Below are 23,313 nucleotides of genomic sequence, written 5' to 3'. Positions count from 1 at the left end.
GCGTTTGGCGCGGTGCACCAAGGACAAATGGCTAAGAAAATGCTTATCGATGCCACCCACGCGGAGGAAACCCGCGTTGTGGTGGTCGACGGAAACAAGGTCGAGGAGTTCGATTTTGAGTCCGAAAACAAACGTCAGCTTGCTGGCAATATCTATCTAGCAAAAGTTACGCGAGTAGAACCGTCCCTTCAGGCGGCCTTTGTGGATTACGGCGGGAACCGGCATGGGTTCCTCGCGTTCTCGGAAATCCACCCGGATTACTATCAGATTCCGGTCGCCGACCGCGAAGCGCTGATGGAAGAAGAGCGCGCCTATGCCGAGGCGATGAAGGCGCGGGACGAGGCGGAAGAAGCCAAGCCTAAAAAGCGCCGGTCCCGATCGCGGACCAAGGCGGCGGATGTGAAATCCGACGACGCAGTCGAATCCATCGAGGTTTCGTCTGAGCCAACGGGCATGGAAACGATTGATCTGGATGAGGGCGAAGAAGGGGCTGGTCTTTCTGTTCCAGAAGGCACCTCTCCGATGGATCATGTTGCTGAGACGCCGGTTGAGGAACCCAGCGATGACGCAGAAGCCTCGGATGAAGTTGAGGCACCTGCCGCTGAGGCAGAAGAGCCTGCGACCGCGGAGGAGCCTGCAGCCGAGGCTGAGGAAGCCGCCACGGAAGAGGTATCTGCGGAGCCTGTAGAAGAAACTGCAGACGTTGAGGCGAAAGGTGCCTCTCCCGAAGGGGAGGCTGAAGCCGAAAGCGCTGCGGACGACAACGCAGACGACGCGCCTGCTGCGGAAGCCACCAAAACCGACGCCGAAGACGAAGACGATGCCGAAGAAAAACCTCGTTCAGACGCATCGGCTAAGGATGATAGCATTGAGTCAGTTGCTGATGAGGACGACAGCGAGGACATCCGTCCGCCGCGCAAGCCGCGTCCGCGCCGGTACAAGATTCAAGAAGTGATCAAGGTACGCCAGGTTCTGCTGGTACAAGTCGTCAAGGAAGAGCGCGGCAACAAGGGTGCCGCGTTGACCACATACCTGTCGCTGGCGGGTCGCTATTGCGTTCTGATGCCCAACACCGCGCGTGGCGGTGGCATCAGCCGCAAGATCACCAATGCCCCGGATCGTAAGAAACTAAAGGAAATCGCGGCTGAAATTGACGTGCCGACTGGTGCGGGCCTGATCATTCGGACTGCGGGGGCCAAGCGCACCAAGTCCGAAATCAAACGCGACTATGAATATCTGCAGCGCATGTGGGAGCAGATCCGCGAGCTGACGCTGAAGTCCATCGCGCCCGCCAAGATTTATGAAGAGGGTGACCTGATCAAACGGTCGATCCGCGATCTCTATAATCGTGAGATTGATGAGGTTCTGGTCGAGGGTGAAGGCGGTTACCGCATCGCCAAGGACTTCATGAAAATGATCATGCCGTCCCACGCGAAGAACGTGAAACGGTATGAAGACGCGCTGCCGCTGTTCGCCCGTTACCAGGTCGAAAGCTATCTGACCGGCATGTTCAACCCGACGGTGCAGCTGAAGTCCGGCGGATATATCGTGATCGGCGTGACCGAAGCGCTGGTGGCGATTGACGTGAACTCGGGCCGGGCAACCAAGGAAGGCTCGATCGAGGAAACCGCGCTTAAGACCAATCTTGAGGCCGCTGAAGAAGTGGCGCGGCAACTTCGGTTGCGCGATCTTGCTGGTCTGATTGTCATCGACTTTATCGACATGGACGAGCGTAAGAACAACTCGGCCGTTGAAAAGCGTCTGAAAGACAAGCTCAAGACAGACCGCGCGCGTATTCAGGTGGGTCGGATATCCGGCTTTGGCCTGATGGAGATGAGCCGACAGCGTCTGCGCCCTGGCATGCTGGAGGCGACAACACAGCCGTGCCCATCCTGTCATGGCACCGGGTTGATCCGGTCGGATGACAACATGGCGCTGACCATCCTGCGTCAGATCGAAGAGGAGGGCACTCGCCGCCGCTCGCGCGAGGTTCTGGTGCGCTGCCCGGTCAGTATCTCTAACTTCCTGATGAACCAAAAGCGGGAACATATTGCGCAGATCGAAGCACGTTATGGCTTGTCAGTTCGCATCGAAGGCGACGTGCATCTGGTCAGTCCCGATTTCTCGATGGAGAAGTTTAAGACCGCCAGCCGTATCGTGCCCGAGGCGACAGCGCCGGTTGTATCCGTGGACGCAACGCTGATGGATCTGGTGGATGCGGACGAGGACGAAGCCGTCGAAGAAGAAACGGCGGTTCAGGCCGAAGAAGAGACTAAGCCCAAGCGCAAACGTCGCCGCCGTCGTCGTAAGAAAAGCAACGGCTCGGGGGATACACCTGAAACTGGTGCAGAGGACGGTGAGACCGCAGCCGAAGCTACGGATGAAGCATCTGCTGAGGCTCAACCCGAAGAACCTGCTGCGGAAGAAAAGGCTGAAAAACCGAAGCGCCGCCGTGCGCCGCGCCGTCGTAAGAAGGACGCGGAAACGGTTGAAGCAACCGACGAAACACCCGCTGATAAAGCTGAGGAAGCAGTCGCTAAGCAGGCCGAGGAAACCACTGCAGGAGAACCTGCGCCGGAACAAGCCGTTGAACAGCCCGAAGCTGCTGAGGTGGTGACCGAACCGGTTTCAGCGGAACCCGATGCGCCGACAGCGAATGAGGTAACCGAGACAGAAGTGATTACCGAAGTAGCTGTCGAAGCTGAAGAAGCTGTGGAAGAGGTTGCCGAGACTGTCCAGACCGCTGAAGTCGAAGTAGCGCTGGAAGAGCCGGTTGCAGAAACGCCTGAGCCTGTTCTGGAAGTTGTGGCCGAAGAGCCTGAGCAACCCAGCGAACCGCCCAAGCCGAAACGGCGCGGGTGGTGGTCCTTGGGGCAATAAATAAGAAAGGCGGGCTTTGAGCCCGCCTTTTTCTTGAACCAGACGTGTTTCCACCTCAGCCTGATTTTTGTATCAGGTAGATCTGATGTCCGTCCGCATCCTCTTGTGACACCAGCTGGTGCCCACTTTCGGTGCAGAAATGCGGAACATCGATGATGGCGGCAGGATCATCGGCCAACACGCGCAAAATTGCCCCCGAGGGCATAGATTTAAGGCGTTTTCTGGCTTTCAGGACGGGCAAAGGGCACAAAAGACCCAGCGCATCCAATGTTTCAGTGGGGCTAGACATAATGTGCAGATATTTCCAAGTTGACGCAGTGTCCAGCGTCCAAGCACGGGGATGTGACCGAATGGCCCCGTGACGTGGCGGGGTTGATACCATATGTGCTGATTTATGTTCGGAATTGATATCATAGACGCGGGCCTGCTGCCCGCCATGTTCATCGCGATGCTGGGCGGGCTGATCAGCTTCTTGTCGCCTTGCGTTCTGCCCATAGTGCCACCTTATCTGGCGTATATGAGTGGTGTGACCATCAACGAGATGCAGGATGAGGCGCGTGCGCGGCGTAAGGCGACGATGTCGGCGCTGTTCTTTGTGCTGGGTCTGTCCACGGTGTTCTTGCTATTGGGGTTCACAGCATCGGCCTTTGGGGTATTCGTGCTGCAGAACCAGGTGCTTTTCGCCAAACTCTCCGGTGCAGTGGTGATTGTCTTTGGTCTGCATTTCCTGAATGTTTTCCGCATTCCTTTCCTGGATCGTGAGGCGCGGATCGAAACCGGAGATTCCGGCGGCTCGGTCTTTGGTGCCTATATCCTGGGTCTGGCCTTTGCGTTCGGCTGGACTCCGTGCATCGGACCGCAACTGGGTGCGATCCTGTCGCTGGCGGCGTCCGAGTCCTCGGTGGCGCGGGGTACGTTGTTGCTGGGTGTTTATGCGGCAGGTCTGGGTATTCCGTTCCTACTGGCCGCGATGTTCCTGAACCGGTCGATGTCAGTGATGAACCGGATCAAGCCTTACATGGGTACGATTGAAAAGGTCATGGGGGGTCTGCTGCTGTTCGTCGGCATCATGCTGATCACTGGCCTGTTCACCGAGTTCAGCTGGTGGCTGCTGGAAACCTTCCCCGCACTCGCTAATTTCGGATGATCTGACTTACCTTGGCGGCAAGGCTGCGTTAACCTGCGCCGCAGAAGGTAAGGCCATGAGCAGTCACACAAATCAGCCTCAGGTAAGACGGCGTCGGGTTTTCTACATACCCGGCTACGATCCGATTCACCCTCGGCGATATCGAGAGCTGTACCGAAAAGAAGGTCGGGCGCAGGCGGAAATCTCAGGCTACGAGATCTCACTGTCGCCCAAGTCAGGTGACGGTCCGTACGGCTGGCATGTCCGCTCGCACCAGGATGGCGTCGACGTCGAGGTAGATATCGAGGTCTTGGTCTGGTCGGACATCGTGCGCGACAGCATGTCGAATTCGATCCCCGCGGCCTACTTGCAGCTTGTGCGCACGGCCTGGATTTATATTGGGTCAGGGGCATTGTGGCGCCTTATGCGCTTGCGCAAAGGGCCAGTGATTGCAGCGTTGTATCCTGTCGGCATGCTGATTGCGCAATTGGCCCTGTCGCTAGGCGTGCTGTGGATATTTGCGGCGTTGCTATGGCCTGTTGCTGGGTGGGTGGCGTTGGTGCCGGCAATAGCGGCCGCTTATGGCTTGCTGCATTGGTTTCGCAAGATCGATAATCGCTTGTTTGCGTACTACCTGATGCATGATTATGCCTATTCGGCTGCTTCGAACGGCTCCACCCCAGCCGAGTTACGGTCACGTCTGGCCGAATTTACCAAACATATTCAACGCGCACTTGAGACGGATGTGGATGAGGTTCTGGTCGTTGGCCATTCATCGGGGGCGCATCTGGGTGTGATGGTACTGGCTGATCTGATCCGTTCGCAAAACCTTCCCAGCGACGGCCCGATCCTGTCCTTTCTAAGCCTTGGGCAGGTGGTGCCTATGGTCTCATTCCTGCCGGACGCCAGGGATTTGCGCACCGATCTGCAATTTCTGTCGACCCGAAGTGAACCCACCTGGGTTGACGTGTCCGCCCCGGGGGATGGGTGTGCCTTTGCTCTATGTGACCCAGTGGGCGTCAGTGGCGTTGCCCCCGATCAAAAACGTTGGCCGCTGGTGCTGTCCGCGGCCTTTACACAGACTCTGTCGCCAGAACGCTGGCACGAGCTGCGCTGGCGGTTTTTCCGGCTGCATTTTCAGTATCTCTGCGCGTTTGATCGCCCCGGCGATTATGACTATTTCCGCGTTACCGCAGGGCCGCTTTCATTGGCGCAAAGGTTTCAAGGCCGTGATCCGTCAAAATCGCGTATCGACCAGCCGGTTTCGAAATACAGGTCGGTTCTTCCGTGAAGCCGCCCAAACCAACATCCCGCCCGGATAAGGTCTCTCTGTGGCGCTATCTGAAACTGTTCCGCAAGGACCTGTTATCGGCCCAACCACAGCGCCTGTACCGGGCCTGGATGGCCGAGTTCCGAACGCCGTTCTTTCGGTCCTACATGATCAACCAGCCCGAGCTTGTAGAAACCGTCCTTAAGCAGCGCCCCGACGATTTCCCGAAATCTGGTCGCATAAGCGAGGGGTTGCGCCCGTTATTGGGTGACTCGGTCTTTCTGACCAATGGTGAGACCTGGAAACGGCAGCGCCGAATCATCGACCCGGCCTTTGAAGGCGGGCGGTTGAAAGACACGTTCCCAGCCATGCTGGAAGCCGCGCAAGCCTGTGTCACGCGGTTGAAAGGGCAAGCGGGGCAGGTGATTGAATGCGAGGAGGTTACCAGCCACGCCGCGGCGGACGTGATTTTCCGAACGCTGTTCTCAGTTCCGATTGAACATGAAGTAGCCGCGCAGGTGTTCGAAAAGTTCCGAGCCTATCAGCGGCAACAGCCTTTGTTGAACCTGGCGGCCTTTATTCCGGTACCGAAGTGGGTGCCCCGGTTGCATGCGCGCAATACACGCAGAAACGCGCAGGATATCCGGGCTTTGATTTCAGGTCTAATAGCAGAGCGTGCCGATCTGATCGCCACGGGTCAGGCGCCGGACGACTTGGCAACCAAGATCATGACCACACCTGATCCGGAAACCGGTCATTGTTTCGACTCGCAAGAGATGGTGGATCAGGTCGCCATCTTTTTCCTGGCTGGGCATGAAACCAGTGCATCAGCGCTGGCCTGGACGCTGTATTTGATGGCGCTTTACCCCGAATGGCAGGAAAAACTAAGCGCTGAGGCGGATATTCTGAATGATCCCAGCTTTAGCGCAGTGTCCAGATTGAAGCTCAGCCGCGATGTATTTCGCGAGGCGCTGCGCCTGTACCCTCCGGTACCGATGATGGTGCGCGAAGCGACGTGCCCTGAACAATTCCGGGGGCGGGACATTCCCAAGGGCGCGCAGATCGTCATCAGCCCCTGGCACCTGCATCGGCAAGAGCGTTTGTGGGATCGACCCGATGATTTCGATCCTACTCGATGGTCTACCTCAAACGGGAAAACCTGCCAGCGCCACGCATATATCCCTTTTTCCGCCGGTCCCCGCGTGTGTACCGGGGCCGGGTTCGCCATGGTCGAAGGGCCATTGCTGTTGTCGATGTTGTTGCAAAATTTCCGGTTCGAAATGGTTGAAGATCGCACACCAGTGCCAGTGGCGCATCTGACGGTGCGGTCCAAAGATGGCATCTGGCTGCGCGTGGTTGAGCGCTAACACGCTACCATCGCCCGCCGCCTTGCTGTATGCGAGTGCAAAATGCGGAATCATTGTTAAACGGGAAAGTCTTATGTCCAAAGCAGAACAGCGCGAGCAGATGTCCAACGGCGCGGGTTTCATTGCGGCCCTGGATCAAAGCGGCGGGTCGACGCCTAAGGCGCTGGCTCTTTATGGGGTTGAGGCCTCGGACTATAGCTCGGACGAGGAAATGTTCGGAGAGATCCAGAAGATGCGCGCCCGCATTATTCTGGCTGACGACTTTACCAAGGACAAAGTGATCGGTGCGATCCTGTTCGAACGCACGCTGGGCGAGGAAATCGATGGCCGCAAAGTCGCCGATTACCTGTGGTCGCAGAAAGGTATCGTGCCGTTCCTGAAGATCGACAAGGGTCTGGAAGATCAGGCCAACGGTGTACAGATGATGAAACCGATTCCTGGACTGGCGGAAACACTGGCCAAGGTGGATGGCGTGTTCGGCACCAAGGAACGCTCGGTGATCCATGAAGCCAACGCCGAAGGAATTGCCGCCGTAGTTGCCCAGCAATTTGACGTCGCGCGCGTGGTTGTTGCCGCAGGTATGGTTCCGATTGTCGAGCCCGAAGTGAACATCAATTCCTCCACCAAGGCCGAGGCCGAGGATATTCTGAAGGCCGAAATCCTGAAAAACCTCGATCAACTGGACGAGGGGCAGGACATCATGCTTAAACTGACCATCCCCACCAATGCCAACCTGTTCGACGAACTGGCCGACCACCCTCGTGTTGTCCGCGTAGTGGCCTTGTCTGGTGGTTATTCAACCAAGCAAGCCTGTGATCTGCTGAACCAGAACGGCAAGATGATTGCGTCGTTTTCGCGCGCGTTGACCGAAGGGCTGTCCAAACAGCAATCAGATGCTGAGTTCAATACGGCTCTGGGCGGCAATATCGACAAGATCTTCCGCGCCTCGGTCTAAGAGGCGCTATTCCGGCTTGATGAATTCGCGGCGCATCTGCGCCGCTTTTTCACGCATGGTACAGCCGATTGCGTGGTCGTTGACCAACCCCATGGCCTGCATGAAAGCAAATACCGTGGTTGGCCCAACAAACTTCCAACCGCGTTTTTTCAAATCCTTCGACATTGCAATGGACTCGGCCGAGGTTGACGCAGTTTGCGGCGCAGGCGGGTTGTCGGCCTCGTATCGCCACACATAAGCGGCCAGAGACCCCTCGGCCACGATAAGGTCCTGCGCGCAGCGGGCGTTGTTGATCACGGCCTCGATCTTGCCGCGATGACGTATGATGCCTTCGTTCTGTAAGAGACGCTCGATGTCTGCATTAGTAAATGCAGCTACAGCGTTGAAATCGAATTGATTAAACGCTTTGCGAAAATTCTCGCGCTTGTTCAGAATTGTTCGCCAACTAAGTCCGGACTGAAAGCTTTCAAGGCACAGCTTTTCGAACAATCGCTGATCGTCCGCGACCGGATAGCCCCATTCTTGATCGTGATACTCAAAGAACTCGGGGGCGGCTTGGCACCAAGCACAGCGCGGTTGTCCATCAGGTCCGGCTACAGTCTTGCTCATATGATGTACCCCTTTTGTTCCGGATCAGGGTACAGGCAAAGGAAACAGGGTGACAAGCATCAATCGCGGGTGCGGTACCAATTTAGAACATAGACGCGAATGGCTGAAGCTAGACCGATATCGGGGTCACGTTCGACGTCAATCTCAGCCGCCAACGCATTTATTGCCATTTCTTTTTCTTTCGAAATGTCGCGAAAGGCTTGCCAGAACTCATCCTCAAGGGACACCGAAGTGCGATGACCTTTCAAAGTCAGTGAGCGTTTGACCGGGCGACCGCTCATTCATCCAACTCGTGATTGTCCATGTCGCGGCGCTGTTTGTCCTGCTCGAACTTGGCCTCGGCCTTTTCGACCTTGTTGCGCCCGAATTTGACAGCGTTCTGGTCGGCGCGGGCCTTTTTCTCGGCCCGAGCCTTTGCTTTTCTGTACCGGTTCAGATTGACCGGCTTACCCATCAGTCTTTCGGGCCGATCATATGTTCAGGACGTACGACTGCGTCAAAGGTTTCTTCGTCGACAAAGCCCAGCGCGATGGCCTCTTCCTTGAGGGTGGTGCCATTTTTGTGCGCGGTTTTGGCAACCTTTGTGGCGTTGTCATAGCCAATCGTCGGGGCCAGAGCGGTCACCAGCATCAGCGATTCCTTCATCAGCTTGTCGATGCGCGGCTCATTAGCCTTGATGCCCAGCAGCATCCGCTCGGTAAAGCTGTCGGTTGCGTCGCCCAGCAGTTGAATCGATTGCAACAGGTTATAGGACATCATCGGGTTATAGACGTTCAGCTGGAAGTGCCCCTGCGAACCGGCAAACTTCATCGCGGCATCATTGCCCATTACATGGGCAGCCACCTGAGTCAGAGCCTCGGCCTGTGTCGGATTCACTTTGCCCGGCATGATCGACGAACCGGGTTCGTTTTCCGGCAGGATCAACTCACCCAGACCTGAGCGCGGCCCCGATCCCAGCAGGCGGATATCGTTGGCGATCTTGTAGCAAGAGCCCGCGATGGTCGCCAAAGCACCCGACAGGAACACCATGGCGTCATGGGCGGCCAGTGCCTCGAACTTGTTCGGTGCGGTGATGAAGGGCAGGCCGGTGATGTCTGCCATGTTCTTGGCCACGGCCTCATCCCAGCCGTTATGGGTGTTCAAACCAGTACCAACAGCCGTACCACCTTGCGCCAGTTCATAAATTCCGGGCATCGACGCATGGACACGGGCGATACCCTGACGGATCTGGTGCGCATAACCGCCAAATTCCTGTTCCAGCGTCAGTGGCGTCGCGTCCTGAGTGTGGGTCCGGCCGATTTTGATGATGCCTGCAAACTCTTTTGCTTTGGCTTCCAGCGCCGAAGCGAATTTTTCAAGACCCGGCAACAGCACATCGCGCACGCTCATCGCGGTAGCGATATGCATGGCGGTGGGGAAGGTGTCGTTCGACGATTGACCCATGTTGCAGTGGTCGTTGGGGTGAACAGGCTCCTTCGAACCAATAACGCCGCCCAGAATTTCGATCGCGCGGTTGGCGATCACCTCGTTCGAGTTCATGTTCGACTGCGTACCCGAACCGGTCTGCCAGACGACCAGAGGGAAATTGTCGTCAAACTTGCCTTCGATCACTTCGCCAGCGGCTTGAATGATGGCATCTGCGATCTTTGCATCCAGCTTACCAATGGCTTTGTTTTCCATCGCACAGGCTTTTTTGATCACGCCCAGCGCGCGCACGATGGCAACGGGTTGCCTTTCCCAACCGATCGGGAAGTTCATGATTGATCGCTGCGTTTGGGCACCCCAATACTTGTCAGAAGGAACCTCCAACGGGCCAAAGCTGTCGGATTCGGTGCGGGTCTGAGACATCTATCACTCCGTAGTGTATACGTTCGTATGCCATTTACCCGCAACATAGTTGCAGAGCAATTGGCCAGTTGCGCGCACCATAAACTTAAGGGTGCCAGAGGTATAGGTGGAAGGGACGGTGAAATTTCTTGTGAATCGCATTGTGCGTGCATACGTGTCCGCTACAATAATAGGATCACCATATTGGAGGCTCCGGTGGGCAAATTGGTTCAGACTTATTTCTTGAAATATATAGTCTTTTCGCTGTGCTTCCTGTTTTTGATCGCATTATCTGGCGTTCCTGTCCAAGCGGCGGATATTTCGCCTTTTGTCGGCGACTATGTTGGATCTGCAAGTGTTGTCGATGATGACGGTACCGAAACGCCACGCGACATGAGCGTGTCGATTCACGAGATGAAGAACGGTTTTAACATCAGTTGGACCACAACGACCTACAAGGCGGATGGCCGCATCAAGGAACAGAAATTCTCGATTGATTTCAAACAGTCCGACCGGGCAGATGTTTTTTCGGCTGCGATGAAACGCAATGTGTTCGGACACGAAGTACCGCTTGACCCGATGCAGGGCGAACCCTTTGTCTGGGGCCGGATCCAAGGTGATACTCTAACCATATTTTCTCTGTTTATCGGCGAAACCGGCGACTACGAATTGCAGCAATACGACCGTACATTGGCTGAGGGCGGTCTGGACCTGTCGTTTTCGCGGTTCCGCAATGGGGAAAAGTCCCGTTCGGTCGAGACTTTTCTTAAAAAACAATAGTCTATTGAGCAATTATTTGCGGAAACTGTCCAGCGAGACGACCTCGGCGTCTTGTTGATCTGCCCCTTCCTCAACCTCGATTGATTCCTCGACGATGGGGTCGGCTTCTTCCTCATCATCGGGGCTTTCAAACCGCAAGCCGAATTCGACGGATGGGTCGACGAAGGTTTTGATCGCCGCATAAGGGATGTATAGCGGTTCCGGTGCGTCTCCAAAGTTTAGCGTGATGGCAAAGCCTTCGTCGCCAACCTCTAGATTTTCGAACCAGTGCTGCATGACAATTGTCATCTCTTCAGGGTACCGCTCGCGCAGCCAATCCGCCAGCTCAACGCCATCCTGACGCGTATCAAAGGTGATAAAGAAATGATGCGCCCCAGGCAGGCCATTATCGGCAACGCTGTTCAGAACGGATTTGATGAGCCCGCGCATCGCGGTGTGCATCAAGTTTCCATAATCGATGTCTTGCGACATGTGTCATCCTCAAAAGTGGTTACCCTCAGCATAGGGGATTTCGACGGAAACGAAAGACCGGGTATGCGAGGATTGTTCAAAGGAAGTGAATTCCCGTTCCAATCACGGCCATGATGGCCAGAGTCGTTGCCATCCCAAATTTAAACTTAAAAATCAATAGCCCAGCCAATAGTGTCAGGATCAGAGCGGCAGGATCCAGGCTGGCTGGATCGGGCCTGGGGATGGTCACCGGACCCCACGACTGTTGGGGAATAGTCTTAAACAGAACGTTCAGACTGAACCACACCGACAGGTTAAGAATCACACCTACTACAGCGGCAGTAATCCCGTGCAGCGCGGCGGATAACCTTGGACGGGTCGCCAATTGGTCCAGATAGGGGGCGGCCATGAAAATCCACAAAAAACACGGTACAAATGTGGCCCAAAGGGCGACTGCGCCGGCCGCTATTGCAAGCGACGCACCGCCGTTGATTTGACCAGTCAACATGGCGACAAACTGTGTCACCAGAATCAACGGTCCCGGGGTCGTTTCGGCCAGACCCAGCGCGTCGATCATTTGATCTGTGCTGACCCATTGATATTTTTCCACCACAGTCTGGGTCATATAGGCCAGCACTGCATAGGCCCCGCCAAACGTGACAACGGCAAGGCGAGCAAAGAACCAGCCCAGATCGCTCAACAGTTTTTGTCCCGTCAAGGTCAGTGCCAATAGTGGCCCCAGCCACAAAACCAGCCAAATTGCGGCGGTACCGAGCATGCCTTTGACCTTTGGGGCAGGGGGTGCATTTGCGGTATTGACCTCGCCGTTAAAGGTGACAAAGCCCCAGAGTGCTGCCGCAAGGATGATCAGAGGAAAGGGAAGGTTTAGCGCGAATATAGCAAGAAAACCCAGCCCAGCGATCGCCCGATGCTGTGTGTCGGTCAGAGCTTTGCGCGACAGGTTCCTAAGAGCCTGAAGAACGATGACAATCACCGTCGCTTTCACACCCAAAAAACCAGCCTGTACCAATGGCAGGTCGCCAAACGCAGCATAGAGCCCAACAAGAACGGCGATGACAAACGCCCCTGGCAGCACAAACAGGGCACCAGCGATCAACCCGCCGGTCACGCCGCGCAGACGCCAACCCGCATAAGTGGCCAGTTGCATGGCCTCGGGGCCGGGCAGCAGCATGCACAGGGACAAGGCGCGCAGATAGGCCTGTTCGTCCAGCCACGGGCGTCGCTCGACCAGTTCCTGGTGCATCAGTGAGATTTGCGCGGCCGGCCCTCCGAACGACAACAACCCGATGCGGCCAAACACCCGGACAAGTTCTGAAAGGGATGGCGTCATGATTTGCGATCCGTTGGCCAGTCGTGCCCCTCGTCAAACCCGTCCCGTGCCCAGCGGTACAGCGCGTCATACAGATGCAGCCCAGCCTCGAGGTTCTGGTGATCATCGCGGTATTGACGTGACAGGCCGACCGAGATTGCCAATAGTCCGGCAGCTTCGGGGGCGAGATCATGTTGATTGGTGTCGGCGGCCCGAACGACCGTGGCTAATCGGTCAAGCGCGGGCATGTGCAGCTGAAACTCGTCCAGCATGGTGTCAAAGGTGCAGCGATCCTGTCTGTGGGACCAAAACGTATTCTCTATATCGAACGGCGTTGCGTCAAAGGCTTCGGCGGTGGCTTGCACCTCGGACGGTGCCACGAATAGAAACTGCGCGTCCGGGTCGACAAAGCGGCGGATCAGCCAAGGGCATGCGATCCGGTCGATTTTGGGTCGGTGACGCGTGACCCAGACGGATCGACCACCCTCGTGCCATGGTACGGCCGAGGCTGGAACCCGCGGCGCGTCGGGCATTTCCTGCCAGCCAAACATACCACCTTCCAGGAATTCCGCCACACAACCTTTGCTGCGCAGCCAAGAGACAACCCCTTGGCTGAGCTTTTTGCCCTTTTGGCAAATGATGACAGCCGCACGGTCGCCAATCCTTTCGGCGATCCCGTCGATATCTTTGGCGGGATGACGCAATGAGCCGGGGATTAGATAGGGGTCAGCTGTGAAATCCTCATCCAGACATATGTCGACCAAAACCGGAGCCTGTGGCGTTCCGATTAGGCGCATCAGCTGTTTAGGTGTAATTGAATTGGGCGCAGGCATAGCATGTCTCCTGTTTTGGGCGGATACATGCGAAACTTGGGCTGGCGCCTCACGGGGCGTTCGCAATCTTACCCCATGATCTTTGCTTACGGCTAAGCGCCAAAAGGGTCAAGATTGCCTGAACCGTGTTACGCCCAATCGAGCCTTTGACCTGTCATGCAGACAGGCAAAGTGTCTTGCGGAAACTGCCCGAGTTGTTCGAATAAAGAGATGAAGTCGAATTGGTTATAAGCCTCGACCATGCGACCGTCCTTGACCCGCGCGAACACACTGCCCGTGGCCTTTAGCGGGGCGCCATTGTCGGCCCGCGTCGTGCTGACATGCAAAATGGCAGAAACCCAGTCCCCATCTTCGACGATCTTTGGAATTTCGACCTTGATGTCCCCAAGAACGTGACGAAACGCCATGACCAGATCGCGGAAATCATCCGCGCCGACCTGCATTTCGGGGATCAACCCTTCGGCCATCGTATCAGCGCTAAAATACTGATCTATCGCATCAAGGTTCCCGTTTTCCCAAACCTCGGAATACCATCCTTTGACGACATCTGTATGGGACATCCCGACTCTCCTTTTTCTGTCGGGGTCAGCATGAGACCAAAGGATGAATAAACTCTGAACGTGAACAAGATCAGGGTTAAACAGCAGACATTAGGGAGAAAATGCAGGTTTCTGTTGCCAGGTACCTGCGAACCCCGCCTTACGCGGCTAGGCGCAAGGACTTAAGTTTCGGTCTTGTTACTGCTTACGCAGCAACTGCAACCGGAGCACGATTGTCGTTTGCAATTGTACTATTTTCGCCGGTAACGGTGGCAGACAGCCGAGACAAAGCTAACCCCTTTAGACGTTCGTCGATCCTATTTCGGCCCCAGAATCCTCAAACGAAGGATGGTTGGTGGAGCCGCCGGGTACCGCCCCCGGGTCCGATCCGCTTATTACGAGCGCGTTTATGTCCATAGTCCCGAAAGACATATCCTATATAGGTGAGCGCGCGCGTGGATGCAAACCAGGAATTCTAATCTACGCTTGTTTTAAAAACAAATGCTTACGCGGCCCTGTTGATGTTCGCCAAGATCAACCACAGCGCCAGGGCCAATTCGATTCCTCCGAATGTCATGGCTTTGATGAGTGGCGGATTGTCAAGAATGACCGAGACAAACCTCCCAAGCGCCGCGCCCGCATAAACAATGCCCAACATGGCATAAGCCATAGGATTGTTCAGCCACAGCACCACTGCGCCGGTTACGACAAATAGCCCACCGACTGATGCGCGCATCTCGCTAAGACCCATGTTGCTGTCGGTTGGTGTCAAATCCAATGAGGCCGCAGTGAACGCGGGCGCCAGAAATCCGAAGAGGCCAAAACCTATGGTCAAGAGGGCGGCAATTACGTTCAGCGCTGTTGTCATCTGTCCCTCATCAAGCAGGTTTACGATGTTGCTGGGCGACATCCTGGGCCAGCTTACGGGTGTATTCTTCTAGCTCAACTAGTTTTGCATCTACCTTTGCCGCATCCCTTTGTTCCAGCGCATCGGCAATCTGATTGTGCAAGGAGATGATTTGTTCACGCGATCGGGCGGTGAAGGTGATCATGTTCATCAAGGGCTGCATGGCCTCGACAGCGCCGGCCAACTGGTAAGAGAGCACCGGGTTGTCGGCACCATCTACCAAGGCCCGATGGAATGTGACGTCTGAAGCGCAAAAAGCCTCATCCGAAAGCCCAGGCTGTGCCTGACGGAAAATCTCGGCCCGCATGGTGGCCAGTTGATCCGAAGTACGGCGTTGCGCAGACAAAGGCGCGCAGGCGCGTTCCAACGAAAATCGGGCCTCGCAGGCAGTATCAAAGCTGACCTCATTCATCGACAACAACAGTGTTGAGGTCGTGATTTGCTGCGAATACGCGTCCTCAAAGCTGATCCGGTTGACAAAAGCACCCCCGCTGGCGCCCCGCTGCGTTCGGATCAAGGATTGCGCGGCTAGACGTTTCAATGCCTCGCGCACCGTGGGGCGTGAGACCTGAAACTGATCGGACAGTTCTGCCTCGGACGGCAAACGCTCATCCACGATCAATTTACCCGAGATGATGGCATCACGGATGGCCTGCGCGATTTGCGCGGACAAATCGGCGGGTTTTCGTGGGTCGATTTTCATATTCCGGGGACCGTTGGTAAGATTTTATTTGTCTGACATTTAAAAGTCTGACATTTGAATTGCAAGGACTGAGTCGGGAGGGACGCATGAGTCGCGCAGTTCTACGCAGCGGTTTGTGGCTTGGGTTTTACAGCCTGATTCTGTGGGCCTGGTGGATGATGTTCACCATGAGCCGCGGAATGGATCTGGATTGGATCGGGCGCCCCGGCCCAATGGGGCAAGCGATGGCCGCCATGGATCCGCGCATGGATATGTACATGCCGATGGCCGAATTTAGCCCGCTGTTCTGGATGTGGGCCATCATGATGGCCGCTATGATGTTGCCGACCCTTGTGCCGACCTTGCGCAGCTATGATGACCTGATCTACAGCGTCAATGGCACACGAGCTGGTTGGCTGGGCGTTCTGGCGGGGTATTTCATCGTCTGGGTCGGGTTCGCGGCGCTGATCACGGGGGTTCAGCTGGTTTTACTGTTCGGTGGCGTTGTCGACATGCTGGGCATCGCCAAATCTAGCTTTGTGGCCGGTGGTTTGATGATCGCAGTTGGCGCTTTTCAGTTCACCCGCGCGAAAGAGGTCTGCCACGGAGTTTGCCACGCGCCCATGACCTATTTTCTAGTTCATTGGAAAACCGGTTTCACAGGCGGGTTGCGCATGGGCCTGGGGCTAGGTGCCTTTTGCGTCGGATGTTGTTGGGGCTTTATGGCGCTGGGTTTCGTTGGAGGCGTCATGAGCTTGCTTTGGATGGGGTTGGCGACTCTGTTCATGGTTTTGGAAAAATTGCCTCAGATCGGTCACGCAGTGACGCGACCAATGGGGTTTGCTCTTGTTGCAGGGGGAATTCTCCTGTTGATCTATCCCTTTATTTTCGGAGGATAAGTATATGGCTAAGAACAGAAAACCTGAAGCAGACAGGTTGCCGATCAGCCAACGTATCGACAGTCGTATGCCAAATCCCAAGCGGCGTGAGATGAGCCCGACTGATTGGGTCATCAAGGGAGAGTTGATCCTCAACTGCTCGTGCGATGTGTTTTGTCCCTGCGTTGTATCACTGGGGGCGCATCCTCCGACCGAAGGGCATTGCCACGCGTGGATGGGGGTCATCATCGATGAAGGCCATTACGAGGGCGAGGACCTGTCGGGTTTGAACGTTGGTTTGCTGGTCGATATTCCCGGTCGCATGGGCGAGGGCCAGTGGAAAGTCGCGGCCTATGTCGATGAACGCGCTAGCGGCAAGGCCTATAACGGTCTGCTGCAAATCTTCAGCGGGCAGGCGGGCGGTACAACTGGTCTGTTCACCATGCTGGTCAGCGAGATCATCGGGGCCGAGCGGGCCCCTGTCCAGATCGAACGTGATGGCAACAAGCGCCGCATCGTAATCGGTCGCAAGATTCAGGGCGAGATTGAGATGTTGGCGGGTAAAGACCCCGAGCATCCGGTGATGGTTTCGAACTCGAAATACTGGATGGGACCGGATATCATCGTAGCGCGTGGAACCAAATCCAAGGTGCGTGATTATGGCCGCGTCTGGGATTTCGGCGGTAAGTCGGCCGAGATTTGCCCGATTGACTGGCATGGACCAAAATAATGATCACCGGGGCCTATGCACAGGAAATGGCGCGGTATAATCAATGGCAGAACAGTCAGTTGTCCGCTTTTCTTCAAGACCTGACGCCCGAGGAGTTAGCGAAAGATCGCGGCGCTTTTTTTGGCTCGATCATGAGGACTGCTAACCATCTTTTGTGGGGTAACTGGATTTGGGTTTCGCGTTTTGATCAGGGCGATAGTCCAGGTGGCGGCATCCCGGAAAGTGTGTCTTTGTGCGCTGATCTGGCCGAGTGGTTGCCGCTGTGCAAAACAGTCGACGCCCGCATCTCCAATTGGGCTGGATCGCTTGAAGAGGACCTTCTGACTGGTGAATTCACGTGGTTCTCGGCGGCAAAAGAAGATGACGTTACATTGCCTTACGCGCAATGCGTCATCCATATGTTCAACCATCAGACCCATCATCGCGGGCAATTGCACCAAATGCTGACCGAGACCGGATCAGCCGCACCTGTTAGCGATTTGGTGTTTATGCCAAAGGAGGTTTGAATGCCGCAAATTTCCTTATCCCGCCGGTTGCGGCGCACGCCCTTCTCAGACGGTGTCGAGGCTGCGGGAGTTAAAGCATACACGGTCTATAACCGCATGTTATTGCCCACAGTTTTCGAAAGCGTCGAGGCAGATTACAGGCATCTGAAATCCCAAGTTCAGGTCTGGGATGTTTCCTGTGAGCGGCAGGTTGAGCTGCGCGGCCCGGACGCGGGCAGATTGATGCAAATGCTGACGCCGCGTGATCTGCGGGGGATGCTGCCGGGGCAGTGCTTTTACGTGCCCATCGTCGATGAAACCGGTGGGATGCTGAACGATCCTGTGGCGGTGAAGTTGTCCGATGATCGTTGGTGGATTTCCATTGCTGACAGTGACCTGCTTTTTTGGGTCAAAGGGGTCGCCAACGGGTATCGGCTGGATGTTCTGGTGGATGAACCCGACGTGTCGCCCTTGGCGGTTCAGGGGCCCAAGGCGGATGACCTGATGGTGCGCGTATTCGGGGATCGCGTGCGGGATATCCGGTTTTTCAAATTCGATATGTTCGAATTCGAAGGGCGTGACCTGGCTGTGGCTCGGTCGGGTTATTCGAAACAGGGTGGGTTCGAGATCTATCTCGAAGGCACTGAAATAGGCATGCCGTTGTGGAACGCCCTTTTTGCGGCGGGTGAGGACCTGCAGGTGCGGGCGGGCTGTCCCAACCTGATCGAGCGGATCGAAGGTGGTTTGCTGTCTTATGGCAATGACATGACCGACGACAACACGCCGCACGAATGTGGTTTGGGCAAGTTCTGTAATACTCACACCGCGATTGGGTGTATCGGTCGGGATGCATTGTTGCGTGTGGCTAAGGAAGGCCCGGTACAGCAGATTCGTCCAATTGCGATTGAGGGCGACGCAGTACCGCCCTGCGACCGACCGTGGTCTGTGTTCGCAGGTGGAAGGCGTGTGGGGCAGGTGACCTCAGCCGCGTGGTCCCCGGATTTCGGGACGAATGTCTCAATCGGCATGCTGCGATTAAGTCACTGGGAAGCAGGAACGATTGTCGAGGTTGAAACGCCAGACGGCATGCGCCGCGCCACAGTGCAGGAGCGTTTCTGGATCTAAGGGAGGGTTTGGGCGTCGCCCTCGTCGCTACACGGCGCACCCGAACTCATTTAGCCAGGCGTAGAACGGCCTGGCGCTAGGAAAACGAAAGGAAATCGGATGTTCAACGCATTGGTGATGGAAAAGGATGAAGAGAGCGGCTTGGCCAGCCCCTCGGTCAAGCAGTTGTCTCTGGATGATTTGCCAAATGGTGACGTGACCGTGGCGGTCGAGTATTCGACGGTGAATTACAAGGATGGTTTGTGTACGTCGCCAAAGGGTGGCGGGCTGGTGCGCAACTACCCACATGTACCGGGCATTGACTATGCCGGGACCGTCGAAGCGTCATCAGATGACCGCTATAAGCCCGGTGACAAGGTAGTTTTAACCGGCTGGCGCGTGGGTGAGGCGCATTGGGGCGGGTATTCGCAGAAAGCCAATGCGCTGGCCGATTGGTTGGTGCCCTTGCCCGATGGCTTGGATGCGCGCCAGGCAATGGCTGTAGGCACGGCCGGATTTACTGCGATGCTGGCTGTGATGGCGCTTGAGGATCACGGAATGACACCCGATCACGGGCCGGTTTTGGTAACCGGGGCCGCAGGTGGGGTCGGATCTGTGGCCACGGCCATTCTGTCCAATCTTGGCTACGAAGTGGCGGCTGTTACCGGTCGACCCGAGGCGGGGGATTACTTGAAATCTCTGGGGGCCAGCACAATCGTCCCGCGGGAAGAGCTGAACGAAACCACCAAGCGGCCTCTGGAAAGCGAAAGCTGGGCTGGCTGCGTTGATGCGGTCGGAGGAGAGATGCTGGCGCGCGTCCTGGGGCAGATGAAATACGGCGCCTCGGTCGCGGCTGTGGGGTTGGCGGGTGGTGCTGCTTTGCCTGCGACGGTCATTCCATTCCTTCTGCGCGGCGTAAATCTGCTGGGCATCGACAGCGTGATGCAGCCTTATGAAAATCGCGTCCGGGCGTGGCAACGTATCGCCACCGATCTGCCGATGGATAAGCTTGAGGCAATGGTTCAGCCAGCAACCCTTAACGATCTGCCGCAACTGGGCGCCGATATTCTGAAAGGTCAGGTCAAAGGCCGCGTCGTCGTTGACGTAAACGCCTGATCGGAAAAGCTTCCTTCAGACCCGCCGACTAGGATGTCGGCTGGTCTGTTTGGTATTCAATCAACCGAAAAAATGCTGAAGACACCTCTGGTCAATGGCGCATTTCCACATCATCATTGCTATACATCCCAATTGCGATGGCTTAGAAGCCATGCAAACAGCACCTGAATACGGGGAGTGAGCAGCATGTCTGACGATTTCGAACTGGATACCGATGATCTGAAACGGCGCATGGAAGGCGCCATGGCCAACCTCAGAACCGAATTCGCCTCGCTTCGGACCGGGCGGGCGTCGGCCTCGATGCTTGAGCCGGTGATGGTGGATGCCTATGGCTCGATGACTCCGATCAATCAGGTTGGGACGGTGAATGTACCCGAACCGCGCATGGTGACCGTCAACGTCTGGGACAAGGGTCTGGTGGGCAAGGTCGAAAAGGCGATCCGCGAAAGCGGGCTGGGGATCAATCCGCAGCTGAACGGTACGATCATCATGCTGCCGATCCCGGAACTGAACGAAGAACGCCGCCGCGAATTGGGCAAGGTTGCCGGGCAATATGCCGAACACGCCCGTGTCTCGATCCGGAATGTGCGCCGCGACGGGATGGATCAAGTCAAAAAAGCCAAAGCGGACGGTATGTCCGAGGACGATCAGAAATTCTGGGAATCCGAGGTTCAGGACCTTACCGATGAGATGATCAAATCTGTAGACGCCGCGCTTGAGACCAAGCAGGCCGAGATCATGCAGGTCTGAGACAGGGAATGCTCAACACCCCTCATACTTCGCCCGCGCTTGGGCCGCGCCATGTCGCTATTATCATGGACGGAAATGGTCGCTGGGCGCAGGCGCGTGGTCGGCCAAGACTGTTCGGACACCACGCCGGGGCGCGGCGCGTGCGCGAGGTGGTTGAGGCCTGCCCGGAACTTGGAATCAAATACCTGACGGTTTTTGCCTTTTCGACTGAGAATTGGAAACGCACGCAGGCTGAGGTTGCCGGGCTGATGAGCCTATTTCGGCGCTACATCATCAAAGAAACCCGGACTCTGAAGGAAAATGGTATCCGGGTTCGGTTCATTGGGGATCGCGTTCGATTGGACGCCAAGCTGATCGCCTTGATGGACGCGCTGGAAGAAGAAACCAAGAACAACGATCTGGTACACCTGACGGTCGCCCTGAATTACGGCGGTCGGGATGAGGTTGCGCGGGCCACCAAACGTCTTGCGCTGGACGTAGCCGAAGGACGGTTGCGCCCCGAAGAAGTTGATGAAGAAACTCTGCCCAAGTATCTGGACACGCATGTTCTTCCTGATCCCGATCTGGTTATCCGGACCAGTGGTGAGGCGCGGATATCCAACTTTCTGCTGTGGCAATCGGCCTATTCCGAATATGAATTCATCGACACGCTCTGGCCGGATTTCACAGCGGCCGAGCTGGAACGGCTGTGTCGCAACTTTGGCTCTCGCGAGCGCCGGTTTGGGGCAGTGCGGGTATGAGCGACGGCCGATGGTCTGACCTAAGCGCCCGGATTCTGTCCGCAGCCGTTTTAATTGCCATCGGTTCGGTCGAGGTTTGGCTGGGCGGCCTTTGGTTCGAAGCATTCATCGCAATTGCCTGCGGTTTGATGACCTGGGAGCTGGTGCGGATGATCGACCCGGACAAGGTCGGCGTGCGCGTTCAGCTTGGCATTCTGACCGGAGTGGCCGTCTTGATCAGCTATCACGTGCCTCCGCTTTTTAAGCTTCCGGTTCTGGTGGCTCCGGCTTTGGTTGGGGCGGGGCAGGTCGGTCGTTCGAAAACGATTTATGCGCTATTTGCCGTCTGGATTGCGGCATCTGGTCTGGGCTTCATCTCTATCCGCGAGACGATGGGTTTTGGCTGGATGGTTTGGCTGATTTCGGTGGTCGTGGCGACGGATGTCGCCGGGTATTTTGTTGGCAAAACCTTTGGGGGCCCTAAGTTCTGGCCCAAGGTCAGCCCCAAGAAAACATGGTCGGGCACTGCCGGAGGCTGGGCCGCAGCAGCCATCGTGGGGGCTGTTTTTGCGATCTATGCCGGATTTGGGTTCATGTTTGTTGTGATTTCGGTTTTGGCCTCGATGGCCAGTCAAGCCGGAGATATCGTCGAAAGTGCGACCAAACGGAAATTTGGGGTCAAGGACAGTTCGAACCTGATCCCGGGACATGGCGGATTTCTCGACCGGTTTGACGGGATGATGGGGGCGGCCTTGTTCGTTCTGATCGCGGGTTTGATTTACTCCCCCGGGGGCATGTAATGCGAAGAGTTTCCATTTTCGGCGCGACCGGATCGGTCGGACAGAACACAATCGACCTGATTGCCCGGAATCCGTCGGCCTATGACGTGGTGGCATTGACCGGCGGTGCAAATATCGAAAAGCTGGCCGACGATGCACGCCGACTGCAGGCTGATTTGGCCGTGACCGCGCATGAGGATCAGCTCGAGGACCTGCGTGCTGCACTATCCGGCAGCGGTGTCGAGGCTGCGGCCGGACAGGCTGCGCTGACCGAAGCGGCAGCGAGGCCAGCGGATTGGGTCATGTCGGCCATCGTCGGTGCGGCCGGATTGCCACCGGGTCTTGAGGCATTGAAACAAGGTGCGACCCTAGCCCTGGCAAACAAGGAAACGCTCGTTTGTGCCGGACCGTTGGTGTTGGAAACGGCGCGAAAACACAATGCCCGACTTTTGCCGGTGGACAGCGAACACTCTGCCGTGTTCCAGGCGCTGGTGGGCGAGGATATGGATGCGGTTGAACGGATCATTATCACCGCCAGCGGTGGCGCGTTCCGCGATTGGCCGTTGAGCGATCTGGTCAATGCCACGGTCGAGCAAGCCTCGAGCCATCCGAACTGGGATATGGGTCAGCGGATCACCATAGACAGCGCTTCGATGTTCAATAAAGCGCTCGAAGTGATTGAAACGCGGGAATTCTTTGGTGTTTCCCCTGATCAGATCGAAGTGTTGGTGCATCCCGAATCCATCGTGCATTCGCTGGTTGGGTTCAATGACGGCGCGGTCATGGCTCATATGGGCGCACCGGATATGCGCCATGCAATTGGCTATGCGCTGCACTGGCCGGATCGGCGCAAGCTACCGGTCGAACGTCTGAACCTGGCGAAACTGGGTCAGTTGCGCTTTCAGGACCCGGACGAGACCCGCTATCCAGCGCTGCGCCTCGCCCGTAACGTGATGCAGCGCGGCGGTCTGTCAGGTGCGGTGTTCAACGCCGCGAAAGAGCGGGCGCTGGACCTGTTCATCGCACGCCGGGTCAGTTTTCCAGAGATGGCCCAGATCGTTGAAAGTGTATTGGACAGATTTGAGACGTCAGACGGCCTTCTTGATGCCTCTTTAACCCTTGATAACGTACTGCAAACGGACCATCTGGCACGTAAGTGGGCAGAAGAAGCCGTGATGCAGAAAGCAGGATAGAAAC

26 protein-coding genes and 1 other RNA gene are annotated in these 23,313 nt (G+C 56.4%); 15 read left to right on the top strand and 12 right to left on the bottom strand.

All coding sequences use genetic code 11. From position 1 onward, the window contains the following. Nucleotides 1-27 precede the first annotated feature (27 nt). Nucleotides 28-2,880, top strand: a complete 2,853-nt coding sequence (locus ACR0M2_RS00775) for an Rne/Rng family ribonuclease (protein WP_480703784.1) — start codon at nt 28-30, stop codon at nt 2,878-2,880. Between the two features lie 55 nt (nt 2,881-2,935). On the opposite strand, the gene ACR0M2_RS00770 is transcribed toward ACR0M2_RS00775, so the two are convergent. Then, nucleotides 2,936-3,169, bottom strand: a complete 234-nt coding sequence (locus ACR0M2_RS00770) for a sulfurtransferase TusA family protein (RefSeq protein WP_170348617.1) — start codon at nt 3,167-3,169, stop codon at nt 2,936-2,938. A 105-nt stretch (nt 3,170-3,274) separates the two neighbouring features. Between ACR0M2_RS00770 and ACR0M2_RS00765 the strand changes: the two genes are divergently transcribed. The 4 genes from ACR0M2_RS00765 (at nt 3,275) to ACR0M2_RS00750 (ending at nt 7,598) form a co-directional block, all read left to right on the top strand. Then, nucleotides 3,275-4,027 carry a cytochrome c biogenesis CcdA family protein gene (locus ACR0M2_RS00765; RefSeq protein ID WP_170348618.1) on the top strand — a complete coding sequence of 251 codons (753 nt, stop codon included), beginning with the start codon at nt 3,275-3,277 and terminating at the stop codon, nt 4,025-4,027. 55 nt (nt 4,028-4,082) lie between these two features. Next, a complete protein-coding gene (locus tag ACR0M2_RS00760) occupies nt 4,083-5,297 on the top strand; it encodes a hypothetical protein (RefSeq protein WP_480703783.1) in 1,215 nt (404 codons plus the stop codon). Then, a complete protein-coding gene (locus tag ACR0M2_RS00755) occupies nt 5,294-6,643 on the top strand; it encodes a cytochrome P450 (protein WP_480703782.1) in 1,350 nt (449 codons plus the stop codon). The genes ACR0M2_RS00760 and ACR0M2_RS00755 overlap by 4 nt, the downstream gene beginning before the upstream one ends. 73 nt (nt 6,644-6,716) lie before the next feature. Continuing rightward, entirely contained in the window at nt 6,717-7,598 is an 882-nt protein-coding gene (locus ACR0M2_RS00750) for a fructose bisphosphate aldolase (protein WP_480703781.1), read from the top strand. Nucleotides 7,599-7,604: 6 nt separating this feature from the next. Here the strand turns inward: ACR0M2_RS00750 and ACR0M2_RS00745 are convergent, their stop codons facing one another. From ACR0M2_RS00745 to fumC, 4 genes are read right to left on the bottom strand one after another with little or no spacing between them, the layout of a single operon-like run. Next, a complete protein-coding gene (locus ACR0M2_RS00745; protein ID WP_480703779.1) occupies nt 7,605-8,207 on the bottom strand; it encodes a DNA-3-methyladenine glycosylase I in 603 nt (200 codons plus the stop codon). Nucleotides 8,208-8,266: 59 nt separating this feature from the next. Continuing rightward, nucleotides 8,267-8,488, bottom strand: a complete 222-nt coding sequence (locus ACR0M2_RS00740; protein ID WP_170348623.1) for a ribbon-helix-helix domain-containing protein — start codon at nt 8,486-8,488, stop codon at nt 8,267-8,269. Beyond that, nucleotides 8,485-8,661, bottom strand: a complete 177-nt coding sequence (locus ACR0M2_RS00735; RefSeq protein WP_170393954.1) for a DUF4169 family protein — start codon at nt 8,659-8,661, stop codon at nt 8,485-8,487. Before ACR0M2_RS00735 ends, ACR0M2_RS00740 begins: the two co-directional genes overlap by 4 nt. Then, on the bottom strand, nt 8,661-10,055 hold the full coding sequence (fumC, locus tag ACR0M2_RS00730; protein ID WP_170393956.1) for a class II fumarate hydratase: 1,395 nt from the start codon (nt 10,053-10,055) through the stop codon (nt 8,661-8,663). Before fumC ends, ACR0M2_RS00735 begins: the two co-directional genes overlap by 1 nt. Nucleotides 10,056-10,286: 231 nt before the next feature. Here fumC and ACR0M2_RS00725 point away from each other — a divergent pair, with 231 nt between their 5' ends. Further along, the gene (locus ACR0M2_RS00725; protein ID WP_480704209.1) at nt 10,287-10,814 is read left to right on the top strand and encodes a PH domain-containing protein; all 528 of its coding nucleotides are present in this window, start codon (nt 10,287-10,289) and stop codon (nt 10,812-10,814) included. Nucleotides 10,815-10,826: 12 nt separating this feature from the next. Here ACR0M2_RS00725 and ACR0M2_RS00720 read toward each other — a convergent pair whose 3' ends face one another. From ACR0M2_RS00720 to ACR0M2_RS00690, 7 genes are all read right to left on the bottom strand, one after another. Further along, nucleotides 10,827-11,285, bottom strand: a complete 459-nt coding sequence (locus ACR0M2_RS00720) for an SspB family protein (protein WP_170348627.1) — start codon at nt 11,283-11,285, stop codon at nt 10,827-10,829. Between the two features lie 76 nt (nt 11,286-11,361). After that, nucleotides 11,362-12,615 (bottom strand): chromate efflux transporter, encoded by a 1,254-nt coding sequence (gene chrA / locus ACR0M2_RS00715; protein ID WP_480703778.1) that lies wholly within the window; start codon nt 12,613-12,615, stop codon nt 11,362-11,364. After that, the gene (locus ACR0M2_RS00710) at nt 12,612-13,427 is read right to left on the bottom strand and encodes a chromate resistance protein ChrB domain-containing protein (protein ID WP_480703776.1); all 816 of its coding nucleotides are present in this window, start codon (nt 13,425-13,427) and stop codon (nt 12,612-12,614) included. Before ACR0M2_RS00710 ends, chrA begins: the two co-directional genes overlap by 4 nt. 128 nt (nt 13,428-13,555) lie before the next feature. Continuing rightward, entirely contained in the window at nt 13,556-13,987 is a 432-nt protein-coding gene (locus tag ACR0M2_RS00705; RefSeq protein WP_170348630.1) for an ester cyclase, read from the bottom strand. Nucleotides 13,988-14,087: 100 nt separating this feature from the next. Next, nucleotides 14,088-14,435, bottom strand: a transfer-messenger RNA (tmRNA) gene (gene ssrA / locus ACR0M2_RS00700). 36 nt (nt 14,436-14,471) lie between these two features. Next, a complete protein-coding gene (locus ACR0M2_RS00695) occupies nt 14,472-14,834 on the bottom strand; it encodes a DUF4345 family protein (RefSeq protein WP_480703775.1) in 363 nt (120 codons plus the stop codon). Between the two features lie 10 nt (nt 14,835-14,844). Beyond that, nucleotides 14,845-15,576 (bottom strand): FadR/GntR family transcriptional regulator, encoded by a 732-nt coding sequence (locus ACR0M2_RS00690; RefSeq protein WP_480703774.1) that lies wholly within the window; start codon nt 15,574-15,576, stop codon nt 14,845-14,847. An 86-nt stretch (nt 15,577-15,662) separates the two neighbouring features. On the opposite strand from ACR0M2_RS00690, the gene ACR0M2_RS00685 reads away from it, so the two are divergent. The 9 genes from ACR0M2_RS00685 to dxr all read left to right on the top strand — a co-directional run bounded on the left by ACR0M2_RS00685 (nt 15,663) and on the right by dxr (nt 23,309). After that, a complete protein-coding gene (locus ACR0M2_RS00685; protein ID WP_170409754.1) occupies nt 15,663-16,454 on the top strand; it encodes a DUF2182 domain-containing protein in 792 nt (263 codons plus the stop codon). A gap of 4 nt (nt 16,455-16,458) precedes the next feature. Next, a complete protein-coding gene (locus tag ACR0M2_RS00680) occupies nt 16,459-17,163 on the top strand; it encodes a DUF1326 domain-containing protein (RefSeq protein ID WP_170348634.1) in 705 nt (234 codons plus the stop codon). Beyond that, nucleotides 17,163-17,669 (top strand): DinB family protein, encoded by a 507-nt coding sequence (locus tag ACR0M2_RS00675; protein ID WP_480703773.1) that lies wholly within the window; start codon nt 17,163-17,165, stop codon nt 17,667-17,669. Before ACR0M2_RS00680 ends, ACR0M2_RS00675 begins: the two co-directional genes overlap by 1 nt. Beyond that, entirely contained in the window at nt 17,670-18,773 is a 1,104-nt protein-coding gene (locus ACR0M2_RS00670) for a dimethylsulfoniopropionate demethylase (protein WP_480703772.1), read from the top strand. A gap of 99 nt (nt 18,774-18,872) precedes the next feature. Next, on the top strand, nt 18,873-19,868 hold the full coding sequence (gene acuI / locus ACR0M2_RS00665; protein ID WP_170348637.1) for an acryloyl-CoA reductase: 996 nt from the start codon (nt 18,873-18,875) through the stop codon (nt 19,866-19,868). Between the two features lie 186 nt (nt 19,869-20,054). Then, on the top strand, nt 20,055-20,618 hold the full coding sequence (gene frr, locus ACR0M2_RS00660) for a ribosome recycling factor (protein ID WP_170348638.1): 564 nt from the start codon (nt 20,055-20,057) through the stop codon (nt 20,616-20,618). An 8-nt stretch (nt 20,619-20,626) separates the two neighbouring features. Next, on the top strand, nt 20,627-21,358 hold the full coding sequence (locus ACR0M2_RS00655; protein ID WP_170577549.1) for an isoprenyl transferase: 732 nt from the start codon (nt 20,627-20,629) through the stop codon (nt 21,356-21,358). Further along, complete coding sequence (locus tag ACR0M2_RS00650; RefSeq protein WP_170348640.1) at nt 21,355-22,137, top strand: phosphatidate cytidylyltransferase; 783 nt, start codon at nt 21,355-21,357, stop codon at nt 22,135-22,137. The genes ACR0M2_RS00655 and ACR0M2_RS00650 overlap by 4 nt, the downstream gene beginning before the upstream one ends. Then, on the top strand, nt 22,137-23,309 hold the full coding sequence (gene dxr, locus ACR0M2_RS00645) for a 1-deoxy-D-xylulose-5-phosphate reductoisomerase (protein WP_480703770.1): 1,173 nt from the start codon (nt 22,137-22,139) through the stop codon (nt 23,307-23,309). Before ACR0M2_RS00650 ends, dxr begins: the two co-directional genes overlap by 1 nt. Nucleotides 23,310-23,313 lie beyond the last annotated feature (4 nt).

Source organism: Ruegeria sp. BE10 (genome assembly GCF_056538905.1).
Note: the sequence above shows the minus strand (reverse complement) of the source record. Positions and strands in the feature narration are given on the sequence as shown.

What these genes read in the sequence shown, in the direction of transcription:
- chrA (WP_480703778.1), bottom strand. Translation starts at nt 12,615, where the DNA reads ATGACGCCATCCCTTTCAGAACTTGTCCGGGTGTTTGGCCGCATCGGG.
- ACR0M2_RS00735 (WP_170393954.1), bottom strand. Translation starts at nt 8,661, where the DNA reads ATGGGTAAGCCGGTCAATCTGAACCGGTACAGAAAAGCAAAGGCTCGG.
- ACR0M2_RS00710 (WP_480703776.1), bottom strand. Translation starts at nt 13,427, where the DNA reads ATGCCTGCGCCCAATTCAATTACACCTAAACAGCTGATGCGCCTAATC.
- ACR0M2_RS00720 (WP_170348627.1), bottom strand. Translation starts at nt 11,285, where the DNA reads ATGTCGCAAGACATCGATTATGGAAACTTGATGCACACCGCGATGCGC.
- ACR0M2_RS00690 (WP_480703774.1), bottom strand. Translation starts at nt 15,576, where the DNA reads ATGAAAATCGACCCACGAAAACCCGCCGATTTGTCCGCGCAAATCGCG.
- ACR0M2_RS00670 (WP_480703772.1), top strand. Translation starts at nt 17,670, where the DNA reads ATGCCGCAAATTTCCTTATCCCGCCGGTTGCGGCGCACGCCCTTCTCA.
- ACR0M2_RS00655 (WP_170577549.1), top strand. Translation starts at nt 20,627, where the DNA reads ATGCTCAACACCCCTCATACTTCGCCCGCGCTTGGGCCGCGCCATGTC.
- ACR0M2_RS00775 (WP_480703784.1), top strand. Translation starts at nt 28, where the DNA reads ATGGCTAAGAAAATGCTTATCGATGCCACCCACGCGGAGGAAACCCGC.
- ACR0M2_RS00760 (WP_480703783.1), top strand. Translation starts at nt 4,083, where the DNA reads ATGAGCAGTCACACAAATCAGCCTCAGGTAAGACGGCGTCGGGTTTTC.
- ACR0M2_RS00770 (WP_170348617.1), bottom strand. Translation starts at nt 3,169, where the DNA reads ATGTCTAGCCCCACTGAAACATTGGATGCGCTGGGTCTTTTGTGCCCT.
- ACR0M2_RS00695 (WP_480703775.1), bottom strand. Translation starts at nt 14,834, where the DNA reads ATGACAACAGCGCTGAACGTAATTGCCGCCCTCTTGACCATAGGTTTT.
- ACR0M2_RS00685 (WP_170409754.1), top strand. Translation starts at nt 15,663, where the DNA reads ATGAGTCGCGCAGTTCTACGCAGCGGTTTGTGGCTTGGGTTTTACAGC.
- acuI (WP_170348637.1), top strand. Translation starts at nt 18,873, where the DNA reads ATGTTCAACGCATTGGTGATGGAAAAGGATGAAGAGAGCGGCTTGGCC.
- frr (WP_170348638.1), top strand. Translation starts at nt 20,055, where the DNA reads ATGTCTGACGATTTCGAACTGGATACCGATGATCTGAAACGGCGCATG.
- ACR0M2_RS00680 (WP_170348634.1), top strand. Translation starts at nt 16,459, where the DNA reads ATGGCTAAGAACAGAAAACCTGAAGCAGACAGGTTGCCGATCAGCCAA.
- ACR0M2_RS00705 (WP_170348630.1), bottom strand. Translation starts at nt 13,987, where the DNA reads ATGTCCCATACAGATGTCGTCAAAGGATGGTATTCCGAGGTTTGGGAA.
- ACR0M2_RS00650 (WP_170348640.1), top strand. Translation starts at nt 21,355, where the DNA reads ATGAGCGACGGCCGATGGTCTGACCTAAGCGCCCGGATTCTGTCCGCA.
- fumC (WP_170393956.1), bottom strand. Translation starts at nt 10,055, where the DNA reads ATGTCTCAGACCCGCACCGAATCCGACAGCTTTGGCCCGTTGGAGGTT.
- ACR0M2_RS00765 (WP_170348618.1), top strand. Translation starts at nt 3,275, where the DNA reads ATGTTCGGAATTGATATCATAGACGCGGGCCTGCTGCCCGCCATGTTC.
- ACR0M2_RS00740 (WP_170348623.1), bottom strand. Translation starts at nt 8,488, where the DNA reads ATGAGCGGTCGCCCGGTCAAACGCTCACTGACTTTGAAAGGTCATCGC.
- ACR0M2_RS00675 (WP_480703773.1), top strand. Translation starts at nt 17,163, where the DNA reads ATGATCACCGGGGCCTATGCACAGGAAATGGCGCGGTATAATCAATGG.
- ACR0M2_RS00745 (WP_480703779.1), bottom strand. Translation starts at nt 8,207, where the DNA reads ATGAGCAAGACTGTAGCCGGACCTGATGGACAACCGCGCTGTGCTTGG.
- dxr (WP_480703770.1), top strand. Translation starts at nt 22,137, where the DNA reads ATGCGAAGAGTTTCCATTTTCGGCGCGACCGGATCGGTCGGACAGAAC.
- ACR0M2_RS00750 (WP_480703781.1), top strand. Translation starts at nt 6,717, where the DNA reads ATGTCCAAAGCAGAACAGCGCGAGCAGATGTCCAACGGCGCGGGTTTC.